This window comes from Stutzerimonas frequens, from assembly GCF_024448335.1.
Classification (GTDB): Bacteria; Pseudomonadota; Gammaproteobacteria; order Pseudomonadales; family Pseudomonadaceae; genus Stutzerimonas; species Stutzerimonas frequens.
Map to the genome: position 1 here is coordinate 1 of NZ_JAMOHM010000017.1, position 18,773 is coordinate 18,773.

Annotated in this window: 23 protein-coding genes; 15 read left to right on the forward strand and 8 right to left on the reverse strand. The window is 61.0% G+C overall.

Going from position 1 to position 18,773, the window contains the following annotated elements; all coding sequences use genetic code 11:
* The 3 genes from NAO55_RS18580 to ygfZ all read right to left on the reverse strand — a co-directional run.
* The coding region (locus NAO55_RS18580) for a DUF4142 domain-containing protein (RefSeq protein ID WP_256070263.1) at window positions 1-180 on the reverse strand (180 nt) is incomplete at its 3' end.
* A gap of 139 nt (window positions 181-319) precedes the next feature.
* Window positions 320-1,156 carry an HDOD domain-containing protein gene (locus tag NAO55_RS18585; RefSeq protein WP_102840688.1) on the reverse strand — a complete coding sequence of 279 codons (837 nt, stop codon included), beginning with the start codon at window positions 1,154-1,156 and terminating at the stop codon, window positions 320-322.
* A 109-nt stretch (window positions 1,157-1,265) separates the two neighbouring features.
* Window positions 1,266-2,210 (reverse strand): CAF17-like 4Fe-4S cluster assembly/insertion protein YgfZ, encoded by a 945-nt coding sequence (ygfZ, locus tag NAO55_RS18590; RefSeq protein WP_063541155.1) that lies wholly within the window; start codon window positions 2,208-2,210, stop codon window positions 1,266-1,268.
* A gap of 145 nt (window positions 2,211-2,355) precedes the next feature.
* Here ygfZ and NAO55_RS18595 point away from each other — a divergent pair, with 145 nt between their 5' ends.
* Together NAO55_RS18595 and NAO55_RS18600 are read left to right on the forward strand one after the other, a co-directional pair.
* A complete protein-coding gene (locus tag NAO55_RS18595; RefSeq protein ID WP_003293594.1) occupies window positions 2,356-2,610 on the forward strand; it encodes an FAD assembly factor SdhE in 255 nt (84 codons plus the stop codon).
* Window positions 2,594-3,049, forward strand: coding sequence for a protein YgfX (locus NAO55_RS18600; RefSeq protein ID WP_102840689.1), 456 nt, complete (start codon window positions 2,594-2,596; stop codon window positions 3,047-3,049). Before NAO55_RS18595 ends, NAO55_RS18600 begins: the two co-directional genes overlap by 17 nt.
* On the opposite strand, the gene nadB is transcribed toward NAO55_RS18600, so the two are convergent.
* Window positions 3,018-4,634 carry an L-aspartate oxidase gene (gene nadB, locus NAO55_RS18605; RefSeq protein WP_102840690.1) on the reverse strand — a complete coding sequence of 539 codons (1,617 nt, stop codon included), beginning with the start codon at window positions 4,632-4,634 and terminating at the stop codon, window positions 3,018-3,020. The genes NAO55_RS18600 and nadB overlap by 32 nt on opposite strands.
* A gap of 348 nt (window positions 4,635-4,982) precedes the next feature.
* Here nadB and rpoE point away from each other — a divergent pair, with 348 nt between their 5' ends.
* The 12 genes from rpoE to pdxJ all read left to right on the forward strand — a co-directional run bounded on the left by rpoE (window position 4,983) and on the right by pdxJ (window position 15,428).
* Window positions 4,983-5,564 carry an RNA polymerase sigma factor RpoE/AlgU gene (gene rpoE, locus NAO55_RS18610; protein WP_003282114.1) on the forward strand — a complete coding sequence of 194 codons (582 nt, stop codon included), beginning with the start codon at window positions 4,983-4,985 and terminating at the stop codon, window positions 5,562-5,564.
* Window positions 5,565-5,595: 31 nt separating this feature from the next.
* Window positions 5,596-6,186 (forward strand): sigma-E factor negative regulatory protein, encoded by a 591-nt coding sequence (locus tag NAO55_RS18615; RefSeq protein ID WP_102840691.1) that lies wholly within the window; start codon window positions 5,596-5,598, stop codon window positions 6,184-6,186.
* A gap of 8 nt (window positions 6,187-6,194) precedes the next feature.
* The gene (locus tag NAO55_RS18620; protein WP_102840692.1) at window positions 6,195-7,139 is read left to right on the forward strand and encodes a MucB/RseB C-terminal domain-containing protein; all 945 of its coding nucleotides are present in this window, start codon (window positions 6,195-6,197) and stop codon (window positions 7,137-7,139) included.
* Window positions 7,136-7,588, forward strand: coding sequence for a SoxR reducing system RseC family protein (locus NAO55_RS18625; RefSeq protein WP_102840693.1), 453 nt, complete (start codon window positions 7,136-7,138; stop codon window positions 7,586-7,588). Before NAO55_RS18620 ends, NAO55_RS18625 begins: the two co-directional genes overlap by 4 nt.
* 35 nt (window positions 7,589-7,623) lie before the next feature.
* Entirely contained in the window at window positions 7,624-9,045 is a 1,422-nt protein-coding gene (locus NAO55_RS18630; RefSeq protein ID WP_102840694.1) for a DegQ family serine endoprotease, read from the forward strand.
* A gap of 190 nt (window positions 9,046-9,235) precedes the next feature.
* Window positions 9,236-11,035 (forward strand): translation elongation factor 4, encoded by a 1,800-nt coding sequence (lepA, locus tag NAO55_RS18635; protein ID WP_063541162.1) that lies wholly within the window; start codon window positions 9,236-9,238, stop codon window positions 11,033-11,035.
* Window position 11,036: 1 nt separating this feature from the next.
* Window positions 11,037-11,891 carry a signal peptidase I gene (gene lepB, locus NAO55_RS18640; protein ID WP_063541163.1) on the forward strand — a complete coding sequence of 285 codons (855 nt, stop codon included), beginning with the start codon at window positions 11,037-11,039 and terminating at the stop codon, window positions 11,889-11,891.
* Between the two features lie 92 nt (window positions 11,892-11,983).
* On the forward strand, window positions 11,984-12,361 hold the full coding sequence (locus NAO55_RS18645) for a DUF4845 domain-containing protein (protein WP_063541164.1): 378 nt from the start codon (window positions 11,984-11,986) through the stop codon (window positions 12,359-12,361).
* A complete protein-coding gene (gene rnc, locus NAO55_RS18650; RefSeq protein WP_013982082.1) occupies window positions 12,358-13,047 on the forward strand; it encodes a ribonuclease III in 690 nt (229 codons plus the stop codon). Before NAO55_RS18645 ends, rnc begins: the two co-directional genes overlap by 4 nt.
* Window positions 13,040-13,951, forward strand: a complete 912-nt coding sequence (era, locus tag NAO55_RS18655; RefSeq protein WP_102840695.1) for a GTPase Era — start codon at window positions 13,040-13,042, stop codon at window positions 13,949-13,951. Before rnc ends, era begins: the two co-directional genes overlap by 8 nt.
* A gap of 48 nt (window positions 13,952-13,999) precedes the next feature.
* Entirely contained in the window at window positions 14,000-14,689 is a 690-nt protein-coding gene (gene recO, locus NAO55_RS18660; RefSeq protein ID WP_102840696.1) for a DNA repair protein RecO, read from the forward strand.
* Entirely contained in the window at window positions 14,682-15,428 is a 747-nt protein-coding gene (gene pdxJ, locus NAO55_RS18665) for a pyridoxine 5'-phosphate synthase (RefSeq protein WP_102840697.1), read from the forward strand. Before recO ends, pdxJ begins: the two co-directional genes overlap by 8 nt.
* Window positions 15,429-15,481: 53 nt before the next feature.
* On the opposite strand, the gene NAO55_RS18670 is transcribed toward pdxJ, so the two are convergent.
* Together NAO55_RS18670 and NAO55_RS18675 are read right to left on the reverse strand one after the other, a co-directional pair.
* A complete protein-coding gene (locus NAO55_RS18670) occupies window positions 15,482-15,688 on the reverse strand; it encodes a DUF2905 domain-containing protein (RefSeq protein WP_102840698.1) in 207 nt (68 codons plus the stop codon).
* Window positions 15,673-16,626 (reverse strand): LysR substrate-binding domain-containing protein, encoded by a 954-nt coding sequence (locus tag NAO55_RS18675; RefSeq protein WP_102840699.1) that lies wholly within the window; start codon window positions 16,624-16,626, stop codon window positions 15,673-15,675. The genes NAO55_RS18670 and NAO55_RS18675 overlap by 16 nt, the downstream gene beginning before the upstream one ends.
* 132 nt (window positions 16,627-16,758) lie before the next feature.
* Here NAO55_RS18675 and NAO55_RS18680 point away from each other — a divergent pair, with 132 nt between their 5' ends.
* Window positions 16,759-17,046, forward strand: coding sequence for a hypothetical protein (locus NAO55_RS18680; RefSeq protein WP_180981648.1), 288 nt, complete (start codon window positions 16,759-16,761; stop codon window positions 17,044-17,046).
* A 15-nt stretch (window positions 17,047-17,061) separates the two neighbouring features.
* Here the strand turns inward: NAO55_RS18680 and cmoB are convergent, their stop codons facing one another.
* Window positions 17,062-18,024: a tRNA 5-methoxyuridine(34)/uridine 5-oxyacetic acid(34) synthase CmoB gene (cmoB, locus tag NAO55_RS18685; protein ID WP_102840700.1), complete on the reverse strand. Its 963-nt coding sequence runs from the start codon at window positions 18,022-18,024 to the stop codon at window positions 17,062-17,064.
* Window positions 18,021-18,764, reverse strand: coding sequence for a carboxy-S-adenosyl-L-methionine synthase CmoA (cmoA, locus tag NAO55_RS18690; protein WP_102840701.1), 744 nt, complete (start codon window positions 18,762-18,764; stop codon window positions 18,021-18,023). Before cmoA ends, cmoB begins: the two co-directional genes overlap by 4 nt.
* Window positions 18,765-18,773 lie beyond the last annotated feature (9 nt).

The following is an 18,773-nucleotide window of genomic DNA, read 5'->3' on the forward strand; positions in this document are numbered from 1 at the left end:
CACATCCTCGGACGTGCCTTTGTCCAGCGCCATCTTTGCCGTTTCGATTTCGGCGATGCCCTTGGCCGAGGCCTCGTCGACGAAGTTATCTCCTTCGGCAGCCAGCGCGATATTCGCGGCGAAGCCGAACAGCAGGGCAAGGGCGCCCGAGAAGAAGGTCTTGGTTGTTGTTCTGCTCATTGCGTTCTCCTTTCTACCTGATTCGTGTCGGCGCAGTGGGGTGCGAGGCACGATGCGGCGAGATTGCCGTCCCTTTTTGTGACTAGGCGCCACAGGGACGGTTCCTCGTGTTCGGCGAACGGTGAGCGAGTGGGCCGGGTTAATGAAGCATCGTCATCGCTGCGTCCATCGCAGCTGACAGGTCTTCGTCTTCCTGGAGGAGCGTATTCGGGTCCAGCCCCAGCTTGCTGAAGGCAGGGATGTTGTTCCAGTCAAGCTGGGTATAGGGGTGCTGGCTGCCGAGGTGGCTCTGCAGGGTGGCGACCTGGACGATGTCGACGTAATCGACGCTATCGGAGTTGCGTTGGAAATCGGTGTACTGGCCGGCCACCGACGCGATCGAGTCGGGGAAGTCCCAGGTGCGTAGGATCTTTTCGCCAACCAGGGGGTGAATCCGGTCGATGACGTGGTTGAGGCTGAACGAATCGGCAAGCAGTGCGCCGTGCTCTTCGGCATAGGTCAGTATCGGCAGGATACCAATCTGATGAACCAGTCCCGCAAGAGTCGCCTGGTCTGGCATCAGGCGCGTGTAATGACGGCACAGCACATGGCTGATGGCGGCCACTTCGGTGCTCTTGTTCCAGACCTCACGCATTTTGCGGTCGACGATGTCGGTGGTGGCCTGGAACATCTGCTCCATGGCCAGGCCAGTCGCCAGGTTGCAGGTGTAGTTGATGCCGAGGCGGCTGACCGCCATCTGCAGGTCGTCGATTTCCCGGCTGGTGCGCAACAGCGGGCTGTTGACGACCTTGATGATGCGCGCGGTGAGCGCTGCATCGTTGCCGATGACCTTGCTCAGTGCCGGTATGCTGATGTCCGGGTCTTCCGCGGCTTCGCGTACGCGCAACGCGACCTCCGGGAGCGTGGGCAGAACCAGCTCATCATTCTCGATCGCATCTGTCAGTTCACGCTGGACTTTCTTTGCAAGGGTGCTCATGTCATTCCTTTAGGTGTCGGTCGGTGTCGCTCGGGCGCTTGTCCAGATACTGCTGCATACAGTCCCTATGGTGCGCCTCTTGGCTCGTGCGTGCCGGCTCCGGTTCGCACTAACGCTGAATTTCCCGATCAGGATCGAGGTTGTAAGGAAGCTCTAGCAGTTCCAAAGGCAATCCGTCCGGCGAGCCGAGGTACAGCCGCCCATCCGCGACAGCATCCTCCTGCACTACGGCAAGCAATTCGATTCTGTCTGTGCTGGTGGCGGCCAGCACCACTTCGCCAACGCTCGAGCCGTGAACGGGGGAGAACAGCTCGATGCCTGGTGCTGGCAGTTCGTCTGGCTCGATGCTGGTCGCAAGGCGATAAAGGCGGCGCTTCAGCTTGCCGAGGTACTGCATGCGCGCCACGATTTCCTGGCCGGTATAGCAACCTTTCTTGAAGCTCACGCCGCCAAGCGCCTGCAGGTTGATCATCTGCGGGATGAACAGGTCGCGGGTGCTGGCAAAGACCTGGCCGATGCCGGCGCGAATCTGGTCGAGCAGCCAGCGATCAAGTGCTGCCTCTTTCAGTTGCGCACTCAGGCGGGACCGGACCTGTTCTGCCTCATCAGAAGCCCAGAGTTCTGCACGGCCGTCATGCAGTCGGATAGCGATCAGGCCGGTGCCTCGTACAACGCTGTCGGGACTTTGTGGCAAGTCCAGGCCCAGGCTGACCAGCGCACCATCGCCTCCAAACAGCCCGTAACGGCACCATCGGGATGACTCATCGCTAAGTCGCGACTTGGAGAAGACGGCGTATTTGCTCAGGTCCGCCTGTTGCGACTGCAGCAGCTCGCTGGCCATGGCAAGAAGAAAGCCATCGTCGTCCGATACGATGCGGAAGCTCGATTGCATCCGGCCTTTGGGAGTGCAGCGTGCGCCCAGGCTGGATGTTTCGGCATTCAGATAGTTGAGATTGCAGGTCAGTTGACCCTGGAGAAATTTGCTGGCATCCGGGCCGCGCACGGCAAGGACGCCTTCATGCGACAGAACGCAGAAATAAGCAGTGTCGGTCATGATCGGTCGCCGTCTGAATCCGGGCGGACATCATAGCAGGCCGCTGAAAACGGTTGCGCAGTGGCCGTTGCTGGCGGGTGAAAAAAGCGGCTGATGAGTGCGAGACAGCCGTTATAATGCCGGCCTTCTCAAAAGGAGCCGTTGTATGGCCGAGCAATCCGAACTCAATCGTCTGTTCTGGCAAAGTCGCCGCGGCATGCTGGAGCTGGATGTGCTGCTGGTGCCTTTCGTCAAGGAAGTCTATCCGGGACTCGATGAAGAGGATCAGCGTCGCTACCGCAAGCTGTTGAGTTGTGAGGACCAGGACATGTTCGGCTGGTTCATGCAGCGAGGCGAACCAGAAGACGAGGACCTGCGTCGCATGGTCCGCATGATTCTCGATCGTGTCCAGCCCAAGTAGCCAGCACTTCGAATGTCACTGGCGGCCGTCGCGGCTGCTGTTCGCCTTCTACCTGCTTGTTCAGTCGTTCGCACTGATGGCCATCGCCCTGTCCGGCCTGCCTGGCTGGGCGTCGCTGGGTTGCTGGCTGTTGTGCGGCGTACATGCCTGGTACGTGCTGCCAAAGGCCATTTTGCTGTCGGCGGAAGGGGCCTGGCGTGGCCTGCGCCACGACGAGCACGGTTGGCAATTATGGAGTGCTGGGCAGGGTTGGCAGCCAATACAACTGCTGCCGGACAGCCTGGCGCTGCCGCTGGTCATAGTGCTGCGTTTTCGTGTGCCGGGACGCCGTTTTGCCGGCAGTGTCTGCGTGCCGTGCGACGCGCTGCGGCAGGATCAGCATCGTCGCCTGAGGGTGCGTCTTAAATTCAGTCGGCGTAGGTGGGCGGTACCAGGATAGTGTCCGCGGCATGGGCGAGCAGATCGGGATAATCGAGGGTGTAGTGCAGCCCACGACTTTCCTTGCGCTCCATTGCCGAGCGGATCATCAAATCCGCTACCAGCGCCAGGTTCCGCAGTTCTAACAGGTCGCGGCTGACCTTGTAGTTGCTGTAGAACTCGTCGATCTCGCTGAGCAGCAGGCGCACCCGATGCTGGGCGCGCATCAGGCGCTTGGTGGTGCGAACGATGCCGACGTAGTCCCACATGAAGCGTCTCAACTCGTCCCAGTTGTGGGCGATGATCACGTCCTCGTCGGAGTCGGTGACCTGGCTGGCGTCCCAGGCAGGCAATGTCGTCGGGTTTGCGCAATTGGGCAGCTCGCGCAGGATGTCCTTCGCTGCAGCGCGACCATAGACGAAGCATTCCAGCAATGAGTTGCTGGCCATGCGATTGGCGCCGTGCAGCCCCGTGAAGCTGGTTTCGCCTATTGCGTAGAGCCCTGGAATGTCGGTGCGACCGGCCTGATCAACGACCACGCCGCCGCAAGTGTAGTGGGCCGCCGGCACGACGGGGATGGGCTGGCTGGTGATGTCGATGCCGTACTCCAGACATCGTTCGTAAACGGTGGGGAAGTGGCTCTTAATAAACTCCGCAGGCTTGTGGCTGATGTCCAGATAGACACAATCGATACCAAGGCGCTTCATCTCGTGGTCGATCGCGCGTGCGACGATGTCGCGTGGAGCCAGCTCTTCCCGGGCATCGAAGCGTGGCATGAAGCGCTCGCCGTTCGGTAGTTTCAGTAGCGCACCTTCACCGCGCAGAGCCTCGGTGACCAAAAAGCTCTTGGCTTGCGGGTGATACAGGCAGGTCGGGTGGAATTGGTTGAACTCCAGGTTGCCGACGCGGCAGCCCGCGCGCCACGCCATGGCGATGCCGTCACCGCAGGCGCTGTCCGGATTGCTTGTGTACAGGTAAACCTTCGCAGCGCCCCCGGTCGCCAGTACGACGAAGCGCGCCTGAAAGGTTTCCACTTCACCGGTGTTGCGATTGAGCACGTAAGCGCCGAGGCAGCGCCTGCCTGGACGACCGAGCTTGTGCTCGGTGATCAGGTCGACAGCGACGCGCTGTTGCAGTAGCTCGATGTTGCGTTTCTGCCTGGCTTGTCCAAGGAGCGTATTGAAGATTGCTGCTCCGGTTGCATCGGCTGCGTGAATGATGCGCCGATGGCTATGCCCGCCTTCGCGTGTGAGGTGAAATTCGAAGCCGCCGTCCTCTCGATTCGGCGTGTCGTCGCGGGTAAAGGGCACGCCTTGCTGGATCAGCCACTGGATTGCCTCGTTACTATGCTCCACGGTGAAGCGAACGGCGTCCTCGTGGCAAAGGCCTCCACCTGCGATCAGCGTGTCGGCGACATGTGATTCCACGGTGTCGGTTGTATCCAGAACTGCCGCGACGCCGCCTTGGGCCCAGAAGGTCGAGCCATTGGCCAGATCACCTTTGCTGAGCACCGCAACGCGAAGGCTCTCGGGGAGATTCAGTGCCAGAGTCAGGCCGGCAGCGCCACTGCCAATGACTAACACGTCGTATAGTTGAGCCTGGTTCATGTCCAGTTCCGCTGAGAAAACGTGGCCTAGTATATAGACGTGAGGTCGCGCCAAAATAGACTGCAGTGTCGTTCGCTTCTAACGGCGGGAACTTTTAGTACACCAAGCTACTCAATAGGCAGTTGTGGATGTAAGCCGGCTGGCCATGTGACGTGGGCGGCTCAGGCTTGCTATGGACACCAGGACGGCGTCGTCAGCTGATCTGACGCTTCGCTGTGGTGCAATCGCCGTCAGGTATTGCAGGATAGCTTGCTAGGAGGGGGGAGAACTTTTGCGTAAAGCCCGGGTCTATTCTGGCAGGTCGGTTCGCTGGAGTGAGCGATGCTACTCCGATGGGGAGGAGCGTTCATGCTGACTCAGGAGCAGGACCAGCAACTGGTTGAACGAGTGCAGCGTGGAGACAAGCGGGCGTTTGATCTGCTGGTGATGAAGTACCAGCACAAGATCCTTGGGTTGATCGTGCGGTTCGTTCATGACTCCCACGAAGCTCAAGACGTCGCGCAAGAGGCGTTTATCAAGGCCTATCGCGCGCTCGCCAATTTCCGCGGGGACAGTGCCTTTTATACGTGGCTGTACCGCATCGCCATCAATACGGCGAAGAATCATCTGGTGGCGCGTGGAAGGCGTCCGCCAGACAGTGATGTGAGCTCTGAGGATGCCGAGTTCTATGAAGGCGATCACGCCCTCAAGGACATCGAGTCACCGGAACGCTCGCTGCTCAGGGATGAGATTGAAGATACCGTTCATCGAACCATTCAACTTTTGCCCGAAGATTTGCGTACGGCTCTAACACTACGCGAATTTGATGGTCTTAGTTATGAAGACATTGCGAGCGTCATGCAGTGTCCGGTGGGCACAGTGCGTTCTCGGATTTTCCGGGCACGTGAAGCCATAGATAAAGCGTTGCAACCCTTGTTGCATGAATCCTGAGACAGCGGCGACAGCCAAGAGAGGAACCGCCATGAGTCGTGAAGCCCTGCATGAATCGCTGTCCGCGGTGATGGATAACGAAGCGGACGAGTTGGAATTACGTCGCGTACTAGCAGGCGACAACCCAGAGCTGCGGGCCACATGGTCACGCTATCAGCTCGCCCGTGCCGCAATGCACAAGGAACTGATCGAGCCGCGTTTGGATATCGCAGCAGCTGTGTCGGCTGCGCTGGCTGACGAGGCTGCGCCGGTTCAGACGCAGCAGCGCAGTGGTTGGAAGAGTTTCGGGCGCATTGCAGTAGCAGCGTCTGTTACGGTAGCTGTTCTGGCCGGGGTGCGGTTGTACAATCAGAGCGAAGTGGCCGGTCCGCAGCTTGCGCAACAGGCTCCGCAGCCAAGTATTTCGGTGCCGCAAGCCAATCAGGGGCCGACGGTACTGGCGGGTTACAGTGAGCAAGCGCAGATGCCTGTCCAGACTGCTGCGGAGAGCGCCCCGATCGAGCGCTGGCATGAGGAGCGTCTGCCTTCTTACGTTCGTCAGCATGCGCAACAGGCTGCCTTTGGTAATGGATCGGAGAGCGCGCTGCCGTACGCTCGTGCGGCCAGCATGGAAGAACGTTAGGGAGAAACATGCGCGTATTACCGCTGTATGTGGTGATGGGGGGCTGGCTTTCTATGCCGGCCCTTGCCGCTGATGCTGAGGCCTGGATGGGTCGTTTGGCTTCAGCAGAGCAGAATCAGAGCTATACAGGTACTTTCGTCTACGAACGGAATGGCAGTTTTTCCAGTCATTCCGTCTGGCAACAAGTGGACGGAGATCAGGTGCGCGAGCGTTTGTTACAGCTCGACGGTGAGCCTGCCGAGGTTGTCCTGAGGGATGGCCAGGTACAGTGCGCATCGGATGACCTGGCTGCGCAGGTGCGCGAAGGGCAAGCATGGACCGGCCAGCGCCTGGATCCAAAAGCGCTTTCCGAATGGTACGAGTTCCGCAAGCTGGGCGATTCCCGGGTTGCTGGTCGTACTTCCGTAGCACTGGCAGTGGTTCCCAGAGATCAGCATCGCTATGGCTTCGAGCTGCATCTTGATCGGGACACTGCGCTACCGCTCAAGTCTCTGATGCTGAACGAAAAAGGCCAGTTGCTGGAACGTTTTCAGTTCACACAGTTCGCCGCCGGTCCGGTCAGTGCGGAGCAGCTTGCGCCGAGTCAGGCCTGTAAACCTGTAACGATAGAAAAGCGCACAGCAAGCGCTACATCAAAGTGGCGCACCGACTGGTTGCCCCCAGGTTTCAAGCTGCTCGATGCGCATGAACGGCCTAGCCCCGCTTCATCGGAAACGGTTTCCTGGCTCTCTTATGGCGATGGCCTTGCCAAGTTCTCGGTATTTCTCGAGCCGCTGCGGGGGGCGCTGGTTGAGGATGCTCGCAGCCAGATGGGGCCAACGGTTGCGGTATCCAAACGCATCAGTACCGCCGATGGTGATGTCATGGTGACGGTCGTGGGTGAAGTGCCGCTAGGGACTGCCGAGCGAGTAGCGCTTTCGATGCGGGCCGATGCGGAACAGACGCAGAAATGATTGAAGAACCGGGGCGGGTAGTCGCGCTCGATAAGGGCGCGGTTTGGGTCGAGACGCGGCGCAAGAGTACCTGTTCCGGTTGTTCCGCAAGAAATGGCTGTGGTCAGGGGTTGATGGATACCCTCGGCCTCCGCGAGAAGCGCGGGTTGGTTCGCGCTTTGACGGACATTCAGCTGCAGGTTGGCGATTCCGTTATCGTTGGCATTCGCGAGGATGTATTGCTGCGCGGTGCCGTCCTTGTCTATCTTTTTCCTCTGATCATGTTGATGATCGCCGCCGTGGTGGCCGCCCAGTTTTCATCCTACGAGCCGGTCATCATCTTCTCAGGGTGCGGCGGATTCTTCGCTTCCTGGCTGTTGGTGCGTATGCGGACTCGGCGTACGGCGAGCAATCCTGATTGGCAGCCAGTGATCTTGCGCGCCATGCTCGCGGGGCCAGCGAGTCCCTGAGCTTCCTTGTTTTGTCAGTGGGGAGACTTGTAGTCATGTTCAATCGAAACAGCTGCTTTGCCTTCATGGCAGGCCTGGCCTTGCTTGGGCAGGCCGTGGTGGCGCAAGCGCAAACGGCTTTGCCTGATTTCAAGCCGCTGGTTGAAAGTGCATCACCGGCGGTGGTCAACATCAGTACCAAGCAGAAGGTGCCCGTGCGCAGCGCAACGGCTCAGATGCCGGAGCTGGAGGGATTGCCACCGATCTTTCGTGAGTTCTTCGAACATAGCATTCCGCAGATGCCAGGCGCGCCGGGGCGTGGCCAGCAACGCGAAGCGCAATCTCTTGGTTCTGGCTTCATCATCTCTGAAGATGGTTACGTGCTGACCAACAACCATGTAGTCGCCGATGCCGATGAAATCATCGTCAGGCTGCCGGATCGGAGTGAGCTGGAAGCCAAGTTGGTCGGTGCCGATCCGCGGTCCGACGTGGCTGTGCTGAAGGTCGAAGGTAAAGGTCTGCCAACCGTGAAGATCGGCCGCTCCGATGAACTCAAGGCCGGCGAGTGGGTGTTGGCTATCGGCTCGCCGTTTGGTTTTGACCATACCGTGACCGCAGGTATCGTCAGTGCAACCGGCCGCAGCCTGCCCAATGAAAGCTATGTCCCGTTCATTCAGACCGACGTAGCGATCAATCCAGGCAATTCCGGAGGGCCGTTGTTCAATCTTGACGGCGAAGTGATCGGCATCAACTCTCAGATTTTCACTCGCTCCGGTGGCTTCATGGGGCTGTCGTTCGCGATTCCGATCGACGTGGCGATGGACGTAGCCAATCAGCTGCGCACCGACGGCAAGGTTAGCCGCGGCTGGCTCGGTGTCGTGATTCAGGAAGTAAACAAGGATCTCGCGGAGTCGTTCGGCCTCGAGCGCCCGGCCGGTGCATTGGTGGCTCAGGTGATGGACGGTGGTCCTGCTGCACGAAGTGGGTTGCGCGTAGGAGATGTCATCCTCAGTCTCGATGGTAAGCCGATCGTCATGTCGGCAGATCTGCCGCACTTGGTGGGAGCGCTGAAACCTGGCAGCAAGGCTCGGATGGAAGTGGTACGCGATGGCGATCGCAAGATGCTCGATGTGAAGATCGGTGCGATGCCGGACGAGGGTGAGCCGGTGGCGGCTTCCGGTAGCGGCCAGGAGCGTAGTGATAACCGCCTGGGTGTAAAAGTGACTGAGCTGACCGCCGAGCAGAAAAAGAGTCTCGACCTGCCGGGTGGTGTGGTCATCACGGAGATTCTCAACGGCCCGGCGGCGATGATCGGTCTGCGCCCAGGTGATGTCATCACCCACCTGAACAATCAGGCTATCAATTCGGCGGAGACCTTCGCCCAGGTTGCCGAGCAATTGCCGAAAAATCGTTCGGTATCGATGCGGGTCCTGCGTCAAGGGCGTGCCAGCTTCATCACGTTCAAGCTGGCGGACTAGACGCGGAGTAGCGGTGAATGAAGGGCGGCTTTGGCCGCCCTTTCTTTTTGCTCCGGCCGCCTGAATGCCTCGCCGACACGGCGGATCATCATGCGGATGGCTTGTACGTGGCACTGCCGGGACTGATCAGGTACACTTCGCGGCTATTTTCGGCGGGCAATCGGCCCGCGTCTTTTCCGAGTGTTGAGCTGTGAGTGACCTGAGTCATATCCGCAATTTCTCCATCATCGCCCACATTGATCACGGCAAGTCCACCCTGGCGGACCGGTTCATCCAGATGTGCGGTGGCCTGTCCGAGCGAGAAATGGCCGCTCAGGTGTTGGATTCGATGGATCTCGAGCGTGAGCGTGGTATTACCATCAAGGCCCACAGCGTCACGCTGCATTACAAGGCGAATGATGGAAAGACTTACCAGCTGAATTTCATCGACACGCCTGGCCACGTCGACTTCACCTATGAAGTCAGCCGTTCGCTCGCTGCGTGTGAGGGCGCTTTGTTGGTGGTCGATGCCGGGCAGGGTGTCGAGGCGCAATCGGTCGCCAACTGCTACACCGCCATCGAGCAGGGGCTTGAGGTCATGCCGGTCCTGAACAAGATGGACCTGCCCCAGGCCGAGCCTGAGCGCGTCAAGGAAGAGATCGAACACATCATCGGCATCGATGCCACCGATGCCGTCCCGTGCAGCGCCAAGAGCGGTATGGGTGTCGAAGACGTGCTCGAGCGTCTGGTTCAGGTCATCCCGCCGCCAACTGGTGAGATCGAAGCGCCGTTGCAGGCGCTGATCATCGATTCCTGGTTCGATAATTATCTGGGTGTGGTATCGCTGGTTCGGGTACGCCACGGGCGCATCAAGAAAGGCGACAAGGTACTGGTCAAATCCACCGGCAAAGTCCACCAGGTCGACAGTGTGGGCGTCTTCACGCCTAAGCACACCGCCACAGCAGATCTCAAAGCCGGTGAAGTGGGCTTCATCATCGCCGGCATCAAGGACATCCATGGTGCGCCGGTGGGCGATACCCTGACGCTTTCAAGCACGCCGGACGTTGAGATGCTGCCTGGTTTTCAGCGCATCAAGCCGCAGGTGTATGCCGGCCTGTTCCCGGTCAGCTCCGATGATTTCGAGGACTTCCGCGAGGCGCTACAGAAGCTCACGCTCAACGACGCCGCGCTGCAGTACGAGCCGGAGAGCTCCGAGGCACTGGGATTCGGCTTTCGCATCGGCTTCCTCGGCATGCTGCACATGGAGATCATCCAGGAGCGCCTGGAGCGCGAGTATAACCTGGATCTGATCACCACCGCGCCGACCGTAGTCTACGAGCTGCTACTCAAGAATGGCGACACCATCTATGTCGACAATCCTTCGCGTCTGCCGGATCTGTCCTCCATTGAAGACATGCGCGAGCCGATCGTGCAGGCCAACATCCTGGTCCCGCAGGATCATCTGGGCAACGTAATCACGCTGTGTATCGAGAAGCGCGGCGTACAGCGCGACATGCAGTTCCTCGGCTCGCAGGTGCAGGTGCGTTACGACCTGCCGATGAGCGAAGTGGTGCTGGACTTCTTCGATCGCCTGAAGTCGGTCAGTCGAGGTTACGCCTCGCTGGATTACAGCTTCGTGCGCTTTCAGTCAGCCAATCTGGTCAAGCTCGACGTACTGATCAATGGCGAGAAGGTCGACGCGCTGGCGCTGATCGTGCATCGCGACAATGCCCACTACAAGGGCCGACAACTGACCGAGAAGATGAAGGAACTGATTCCTCGACAGATGTTCGATGTGGCGATCCAGGCGGCCATTGGCGGGCAGATCGTCGCGCGGACCACGGTCAAGGCGCTGCGCAAGAATGTTCTGGCGAAGTGCTACGGCGGTGACGTAAGCCGTAAGCGCAAGCTGCTGGAGAAGCAGAAGGCCGGCAAGAAGCGCATGAAACAGGTAGGCAGCGTGGAGATTCCGCAAGAGGCGTTCCTCGCGGTGTTGAAGGTAGATAGCTGATATGTCGATCAATTTCCCGCTGTTGCTGGTTATCGCCGTGGCCGTCTGCGGCCTGTTGGCGCTGAGCGATCTGTTGTTTTTCGCCCCGCGGCGCCGGGCTGCGATCGCTAACTACGAAGGGCGCACCGGGGAAATCGATCCATCGACGCTCGAGGCGCTGAACAAGGAGCCGCTGCTGATCGAATACGGCAAATCCTTCTTCCCGGTATTGGCCATCGTGCTGGTGCTGCGCTCGTTCCTTGTCGAGCCTTTCCAGATCCCCTCCGGCTCGATGATCCCTACGCTTGAAGTCGGCGATTTCATTCTGGTGAACAAGTTCGCGTATGGCATCCGCCTGCCGGTGGTGGACACCAAAGTAATCGAGGTCAGCGATCCGAAGCGCGGCGACGTCATGGTTTTCCGCTATCCGAGTCAACCGAACATCAACTACATCAAGCGGGTCGTCGGTTTGCCGGGCGACACCGTGCGTTACAGCAGCGATCGTCGGCTGTTCATCAACGATCAGCCGGTGGCGGAGACGCTGATCGGCGAGGAGCCGGGCAGCCTCGGCAGCGCCGTGCTATATCGGGAGAAGCTTGGTGAGGTCGAGCACCTGATTCGCAAGGAGATGGGGCGCTATCGGATCGAACCGAGCCGGCAGTGGACCGTTCCTGCTGGCCACTACTTCATGATGGGCGACAACCGCGACAACTCCAATGACAGCCGCTACTGGCAGGACGAGTCGATTCCGGCCGAGTTGGCCGGCATGGTTCCTGACCGCAACATCGTGGGTAAGGCCTTCGCCGTCTGGATGAGCTGGCCGGATCCCAAGCTCAGCAACCTGCCGAATTTCTCCCGCGTGGGCCTGATTCACTGAAGCTGTGAATTACGGCCCCCGCTGAACGAACCGGGCTCGCTATATTTGTCCGGCCCCGATCGGTGGGTATCGTTTACGACGTAGAGGTCGACATGAGTTTTGCGCGTTCGCAGAAAGGGCTGTCCATGCTGAGTTGGATCATGGTCCTGGCGGTTGTGGCATTCGTAGCCAGCACCGGGTTCAAGATGTTCCCGCACTATTTCGACTACATGTCCATGGACAAGATCATCCAGTCTGTGGAAACCGACGAAGCGCTTGAGATTCACAGCGTCGGGGAGTTCTATAGTCATGTCAGCAAGGGGATGCAGGTCAACGGCATCCAGAATATCGATCTGAAGGAAGCGCTGAAGGTCGAGATCCAGAACAATGAATTCAGGGCACACCTGAAGTACGAAAAACGCGAGCCGCTGATCCGCAATCTCGATCTGGTGGCGAACTTCGACAAAGAATATCGCCTAAGGATGCCGTGAGCACTTCGTTAGCCCGCCTCGAGCGCAAGCTCGGCTATCAATTCAAGGACCAGGAGCTGATGCTCCTGGCCCTTACCCATCGCAGCTATGCCGGACGCAACAACGAGCGTCTGGAGTTTCTCGGCGACGCCATCCTCAACTTCGTTGCTGGCGAGGCGCTGTTCAACCATTTTCCGCAGGCCCGTGAAGGCCAGCTGTCGCGCCTGCGGGCCCGGCTGGTCAAGGGCGAGACGCTTGCCGTGCTGGCGCGCGGCTTCGAGCTTGGTGACCATCTGCGCCTCGGCTCCGGCGAACTCAAGAGTGGTGGCTACCGCCGTGAATCGATTCTCGCCGATACCCTCGAGGCGCTGATCGGCGCCATCTATCTCGATGCTGGCATGGACGTCGCTCGTGAGCGGGTCATCGCCTGGCTGGCCAACGAGCTTCAGGGCCTGACCCTGGTGGATACCAATAAGGATCCCAAAACCCGCCTGCAGGAGTTTCTGCAATCGCGTGCCTGTGAGCTGCCGCGCTACGAAGTTGTGGATATTCAGGGCGAGCCGCATTGCCGCACCTTCTTCGTCGAATGCCAGGTGGCCCTGCTCAACGACAAAACTCATGGGCAGGGCGCCAGTCGCCGCATTGCCGAACAGGTTGCCGCGGCAGCCGCATTGATCGCCCTGGGCGTGGAGAACGGACATGACTGACGAGCAGCAACAATCCGAAGACGTCAGCCGTTGCGGTTATGTCGCGATCGTCGGCCGGCCGAACGTCGGCAAATCCACCTTGCTCAACCACATCCTCGGCCAGAAGCTGGCGATTACCTCGCGCAAGCCGCAGACGACGCGGCACAACATGCTTGGCATCAAGACCGAAGGCAACGTTCAGGCTGTCTATGTGGACACGCCCGGTCTGCACAAGAATGGCGAGACGGCGCTCAATCGCTATATGAACCGCACCGCGGCCTCGGCACTGAAGGACGTCGATGTGGTGATCTTCGTGGTCGACCGCACTCGCTGGACCGATGAAGACCAGGCCGTGCTCGAGCGCGTGCAATACGTCACTGGGCCGCTGATCGTCGCCGTCAACAAGACCGACCGCATCGAGGACAAGGCCGAGCTGCTACCGCACCTGCGCTGGCTGGCCGAGCAGCTGCCGAATGCCGAGATCGTGCCGATCTCCGCGCAGCACGGGCAGAATCTTGAAACCCTGGAACAGCTGGTGGCCGAGCGCCTGCCCGAGGGCGAGCACTTCTTCCCGGAAGATCAGATCACCGACCGCAGCAGCCGCTTTCTCGCCGCCGAGCTGGTGCGCGAGAAGATCATGCGTCAGCTTGGCGCCGAGGTGCCGTACCAGATCACCGTCGAGATCGAGGACTTCAAGCAGGAAGGCCACGTGCTGCACATCCACGCGCTGATTCTGGTCGAGCGCGACGGGCAGAAGAAGATCATCATCGGCGACAAGGGCGAGCGCATCAAACGCATCGGCCAGGAAGCGCGCAAGGACATGGAGGTCCTCTTCGACTCCAAGGTCATGCTCAACCTGTGGGTCAAGGTGAAGGGCGGCTGGTCCGACGACGAGCGCGCACTGCATTCGCTGGGCTATCAGTAACACCCTCTTCGCACTCACCCGTGCGCATTGCGCACGCCTTGGGCCGCCATGCACCAGCCTGCATTTGTTCTGCACAGCCGTCCGTACAAGGAAAGCAGCGCGCTGGTCGACCTGTTCACTCCGCAGGGGCGGCTGCGCGCCGTCATGCGTGCCGCGCGGGGCAAGGCCGGCAGCCTGATCCGCCCGTTCGTATCGCTGGAAGTCGAACTGCGCGGCAAGTCCGAACTGAAGACCGTTGCCCGCCTGGAAAGCGCCGGCCCTGCGCACTGGCTCGATGGCCAGGCGCTGTTCAGCGGTATGTACCTCAACGAGCTGCTGATTCGCCTGCTGCCTGCCGAAGACGCGCACCCCGCGTTGTTCGATCATTACGTCGCGACACTGCCGGCGCTGGCCGAGCATCGGCCGCTGGAACCGTTGCTGCGGGCCTTCGAATGGCGACTGCTCGACGAACTGGGCTATGGTTTCGCCCTCGACATCGATATCGCCGGTCAGCCTATCGATGCGCAGAGGCTGTATCGGCTGGTGCCGGACGCCGGCCTGGAGCCGGTTGTGGGGTTCCAGCCTGGGCTGTTCAACGGCGCGGAACTCTTGGCCATGGCCGAGGCCGATTGGCAGGTGCCGGGCGCGCTCGCTGCCGCCAAACGGCTGATGCGCCAGGCTCTGGCACCGCATCTGGGCGGCCGACCGCTAGTCAGCCGCGAATTGTTCATGAACCTGAAGGAGGCCCCGCGTGACTGAAGCCAATCGAATTCTGCTCGGCGTCAACGTCGACCACGTCGCCACCCTGCGCCAGGCCCGCGGCACCCGCTATCCGGACCCGGTCAAGGCCGCGCTGGACGCCGAAGAGGCAGGCGCGGACGGCATTACCGTGCACCTGCGCGAGGATCGTCGGCATATCCAGGAACGCGATGTGCTGATGATGAAGGACGCGTTGCAGACGAGGATGAACTTCGAGATGGGGGTCACCGAGGCGATGCTCGCATTCGCCGAGCAGCTGCGTCCGGAGCACGTGTGCCTAGTCCCGGAAACGCGTCAGGAGCTGACTACCGAGGGCGGGCTGGACGTGCTCGGGCAGGAAGCGCGCATTCGCGAGGCCGTTGAACGCCTACGTGGCTGTGGCGCGGAGGTCTCGCTGTTCATCGATGCCGAGCCGCGGCAGATCGAGGCGGCCGCTCGTGTCGGCGCACCGGCTATCGAATTGCATACCGGCCGTTATGCCGATGCTCACAGCGTTGCCGAGCGGGCCTGCGAGCTCGCGCGCATTCGCGACGGTGTCGAGGCCGGCCTGAGTCATGGACTCATCGTCAACGCCGGCCATGGCCTGCATTACCACAACGCCGAAGCCATCGCCGCCATTCGTGGCGTCAACGAGCTGAATATCGGCCACGCCATCGTCGCCCATGCGCTGTTCGTCGGCTTCAAGCAGGCGGTCAAGGAAATGAAGCATCTGATCCTCAGCGCCGCAGCGCGAGGGTGAGACAAGCCGTCCTGCGGAGGGCGCATTTGCGGTCTTCCGCAGGACGGCGCTGCTCAGCGGCGGAACAGGTTGATCAGTACGGTCAGGACCACGCTGAGGATCACCATCGAGGTGACCGGGATGAACACCCGGCTGCGTTCGGACTCGATGCGGATGTCGCCGGGCAATCGACCGAACCAGCTCAGCAGCCAGGGGAAATAGTGCCAGGCGATGCCGAGCAGTAGCAGGGCAGCGCCCGCCACGATCATCCAGCGTGCCATTTCATCTCCTCGTTTCGCTCCAATCGCGTGGCCGGTCGTGTGCGGTATTCGACAAAGGCGGCGATCACCTGTGCGGCCAACACCTCAACGGCTTCGCTTCGATTGCTGCCGCGTAGCAGCTTGATCTGATACTCGCCCAGTTGTGGCAACCCATACTGCCCATCCAGACGCTGCAGGGGCGGGCGAATCAGGCTTGATGGATAGGGCGCGATGGCGAGATCGGCAATCATCGCGGCCTCCTGTCCCGAAGTCTGTTCGCTGGAGTAGGCCACTCGATAGCTGCGGCCGACGCGGTCGAGGGCATCCAGCGCCTGTCGTCGCCAGGCGCAATCGGGGCTGGCCAGCGCCAGCGGCAGCGGCGCGCGCAGCGCGGCGACCCCACCACTGCGACCCGCCCAGACCAGCGGTTCGCTATGGATCGGCTCGCCCCGCGAGTCGTCCTGGCCGAGGTTGCCAACGGTGACTAGGGCGAGGTCCAGTTCGCCTGCGTCGATGCGCTCGATCATATCGATGCTGCGCGCGACCGACACATCTACTTCGACTCCGGGATGACTGCGGGCGAACAACGCCAGCAGACCGGGCAGGATGCGCGTTCCGACATCCGCCGGCGTTCCGAAGCGCACGCGCCCCTGCAGCGCTGGCCGGAGGAAGTGCGCGATGGCCTCCTCGTTGAGCTTGAGCAGGCGCCGGGCATAGCCGAGCAGTGTCTCGCCGGCCGGTGTCAGGCGCACCTGCCGTGCTTCGCGGACGAACAGGGAGCGCCCGAGGGTCTCTTCCAGCCGCTTGATCTGCATGCTGACAGCCGAGGTGCTGCGATAGATCTGCCCAGCGGCACGGGTGAAGCTGCCGCTTTCGGCAATGGCGACAAAGGTGCGCAGGACATCGCTTTCCAGCAGGGGCGTCGAAGGGGTAGTGGATTGCTCAAGTGGCTCGGGCATAGGAAGGCTTCAGTTTTTCTGAACACAGGCTTTCATATTAGTCGTTTGTTTGAACGACCGAGGCCCGCTCATCCTGTAGGCAACCGGTGGCGCCACAAGCCCGTGGCCACCGAGAGCGAAGCGGAGGTGAGCATGTCTGGTGAACGACGCGATACCCATGTACGGCAACAATCCGAGCCGCAGCTACCGGACTTCTACCTGCCGGCCATGTGGCCGCTGGATCTGCAGCGCAGCCTGTATGACTGGTTTCGCGCCTGGCGGCAGCGACGCCTGTATCGGCAATTGTTGAAGCTGGATGATCGGCAGCTGGCGTCGCGCGATCTGGATCGGCGCCGGCTCAGGGAAATGGCTAATACGCCGTTGCGTCAGTTGGTAGCGCAGCGGCGCAAGCACCGCCGCGCTGCGCGCGCCGCTCGTTGAGCGGCAGACAGGCCTTCAGGGCTTGCGGGCGAGGAGTACGGCGCGCATGGGGGCCGGCAGGCCTTCGACCGTTTTGCCGTGGTCTTGCGGGTCGAGGAAGTCGGGCAACGACTGGTAGCGCATCCACTCGGTGCTGCGCTGTTCCGCGATGCTGGTCACGCTGACATCCACGCAGCGCACGTCGACAAAGCCGGCGCGGCGCAACCAGCATTCCAGCGCCTTCACCGAGGGCAGGAACCAGACGTTGCGCATCTGTGCATAGCGATCCTCCGGTACCAGGGCGGTGTTCTCGTCGCCCTCGACCACCAGTGTTTCCAGCACCAGCTCGCCGCCGCGTACCAGGCAGTCCTTGAGGTCGAGTAGATGGTCGATCGGCGAGCGGCGATGGTAGAGCACGCCCATGGAAAACACCGTTTCGAAGCCTTCGAGCCTGGCCGGCAGTTCTTCCAGGGCGAACGGCAGATGCCAGACCGGCAGCTCCTGCAGGTAGCGCTTCATCGCATGGAATTGGCAGAAGAACAGCCAGTTCGGGTCGACCCCGACCACGCTGTCGGCGCCGGCACCGAGCATGCGCCACATGTAGTAGCCGTTGCCGCAACCGACGTCGAGGATGCGTTTGCCAGCCAGATTCAGGTGCGGCGCAACCCGGTCCCACTTCCAGTCCGAGCGCCACTCGGTATCGACATGCACACCGAACACGTCGAACGGCCCCTTGCGCCATGGCGAGAGTCCCATCAGCGCATCGTGGGTGGCCTGGCGCGTGGCGTCGTCACAGGTCGCGTCGAGGCGGAAGCTGTCACGCAGTTCGACCTGCACGGGCGCCAGAGCAGGCAGTGCATCGACGGCACGCCGCCAGCGCGGCAGATCGCCGTGACTGATCGCGAGTTTGGCATCCAGCTGCTGCTGAACGCCGTTGGCCCAGGCGGCCAGCGGGGTGCCGGCCAGGCGCCAGGCGAGGGGAGTCAGGTCGAGATTCATGGCAGGGCGATCAGCGAGGCGAAATTCAGGCACTGGAACCAGGGCACGACCTTGGAAAAGCCGGCATCTAGTAGCCGTTGGCGATGGGTTTCCAGGCTGTCGGGCTTCATCACGTTTTCGATGGCGCTGCGTTTCTGGGCGATTTCCAGTTCGCTGTAGCCATTGGCGCGCTTGAAGGCGATGTGCAGGTCGGTCAGCAACTGTTGCTCGTCTTCATCTTCGAAGCGCAACTTTTCCGACAGGATCAGCGCGCCACCGGGCACCAGTGCCTGGCGAATGCGGCTGAGCAGCGCCGGGCGCTGTTCCGGTGCGATGAACTGCAGGGTAAAGTTCAGCGCCACCAGCGAGCTGGGCTGGAACTGCAGAGCCAGGATGTCGGCTTCGATGACCTCGACCGGCAACAGCTCCTGGAACATCGAGTCCTGTGCGTGGAGGTATTCGCGGCAGCGCTCGACCATTGCCGCGGAGTTGTCCACGGCGACGACCTGGCAGTTGTCGGCGGTCACGTGGCGTCGCAACGCCTGGGTCACCGCCCCCAGCGAGCAGCCGAGGTCGTACAGGCGGGTATTGGGCTGGGCGAACTGCGCGGCGATCACGCCGATGTTCTCGACGATGGTCGGGTAACCGGGCACAGAGCGCTTGATCATGTCGGGAAACACCCGCACCACGTCCTCGTTGAAGACGAAGTCCTGAATGCGGGGCAGGGGCTGGGCGAACAGACGGTCGGGATCGTGACTCACGGTGTCGGG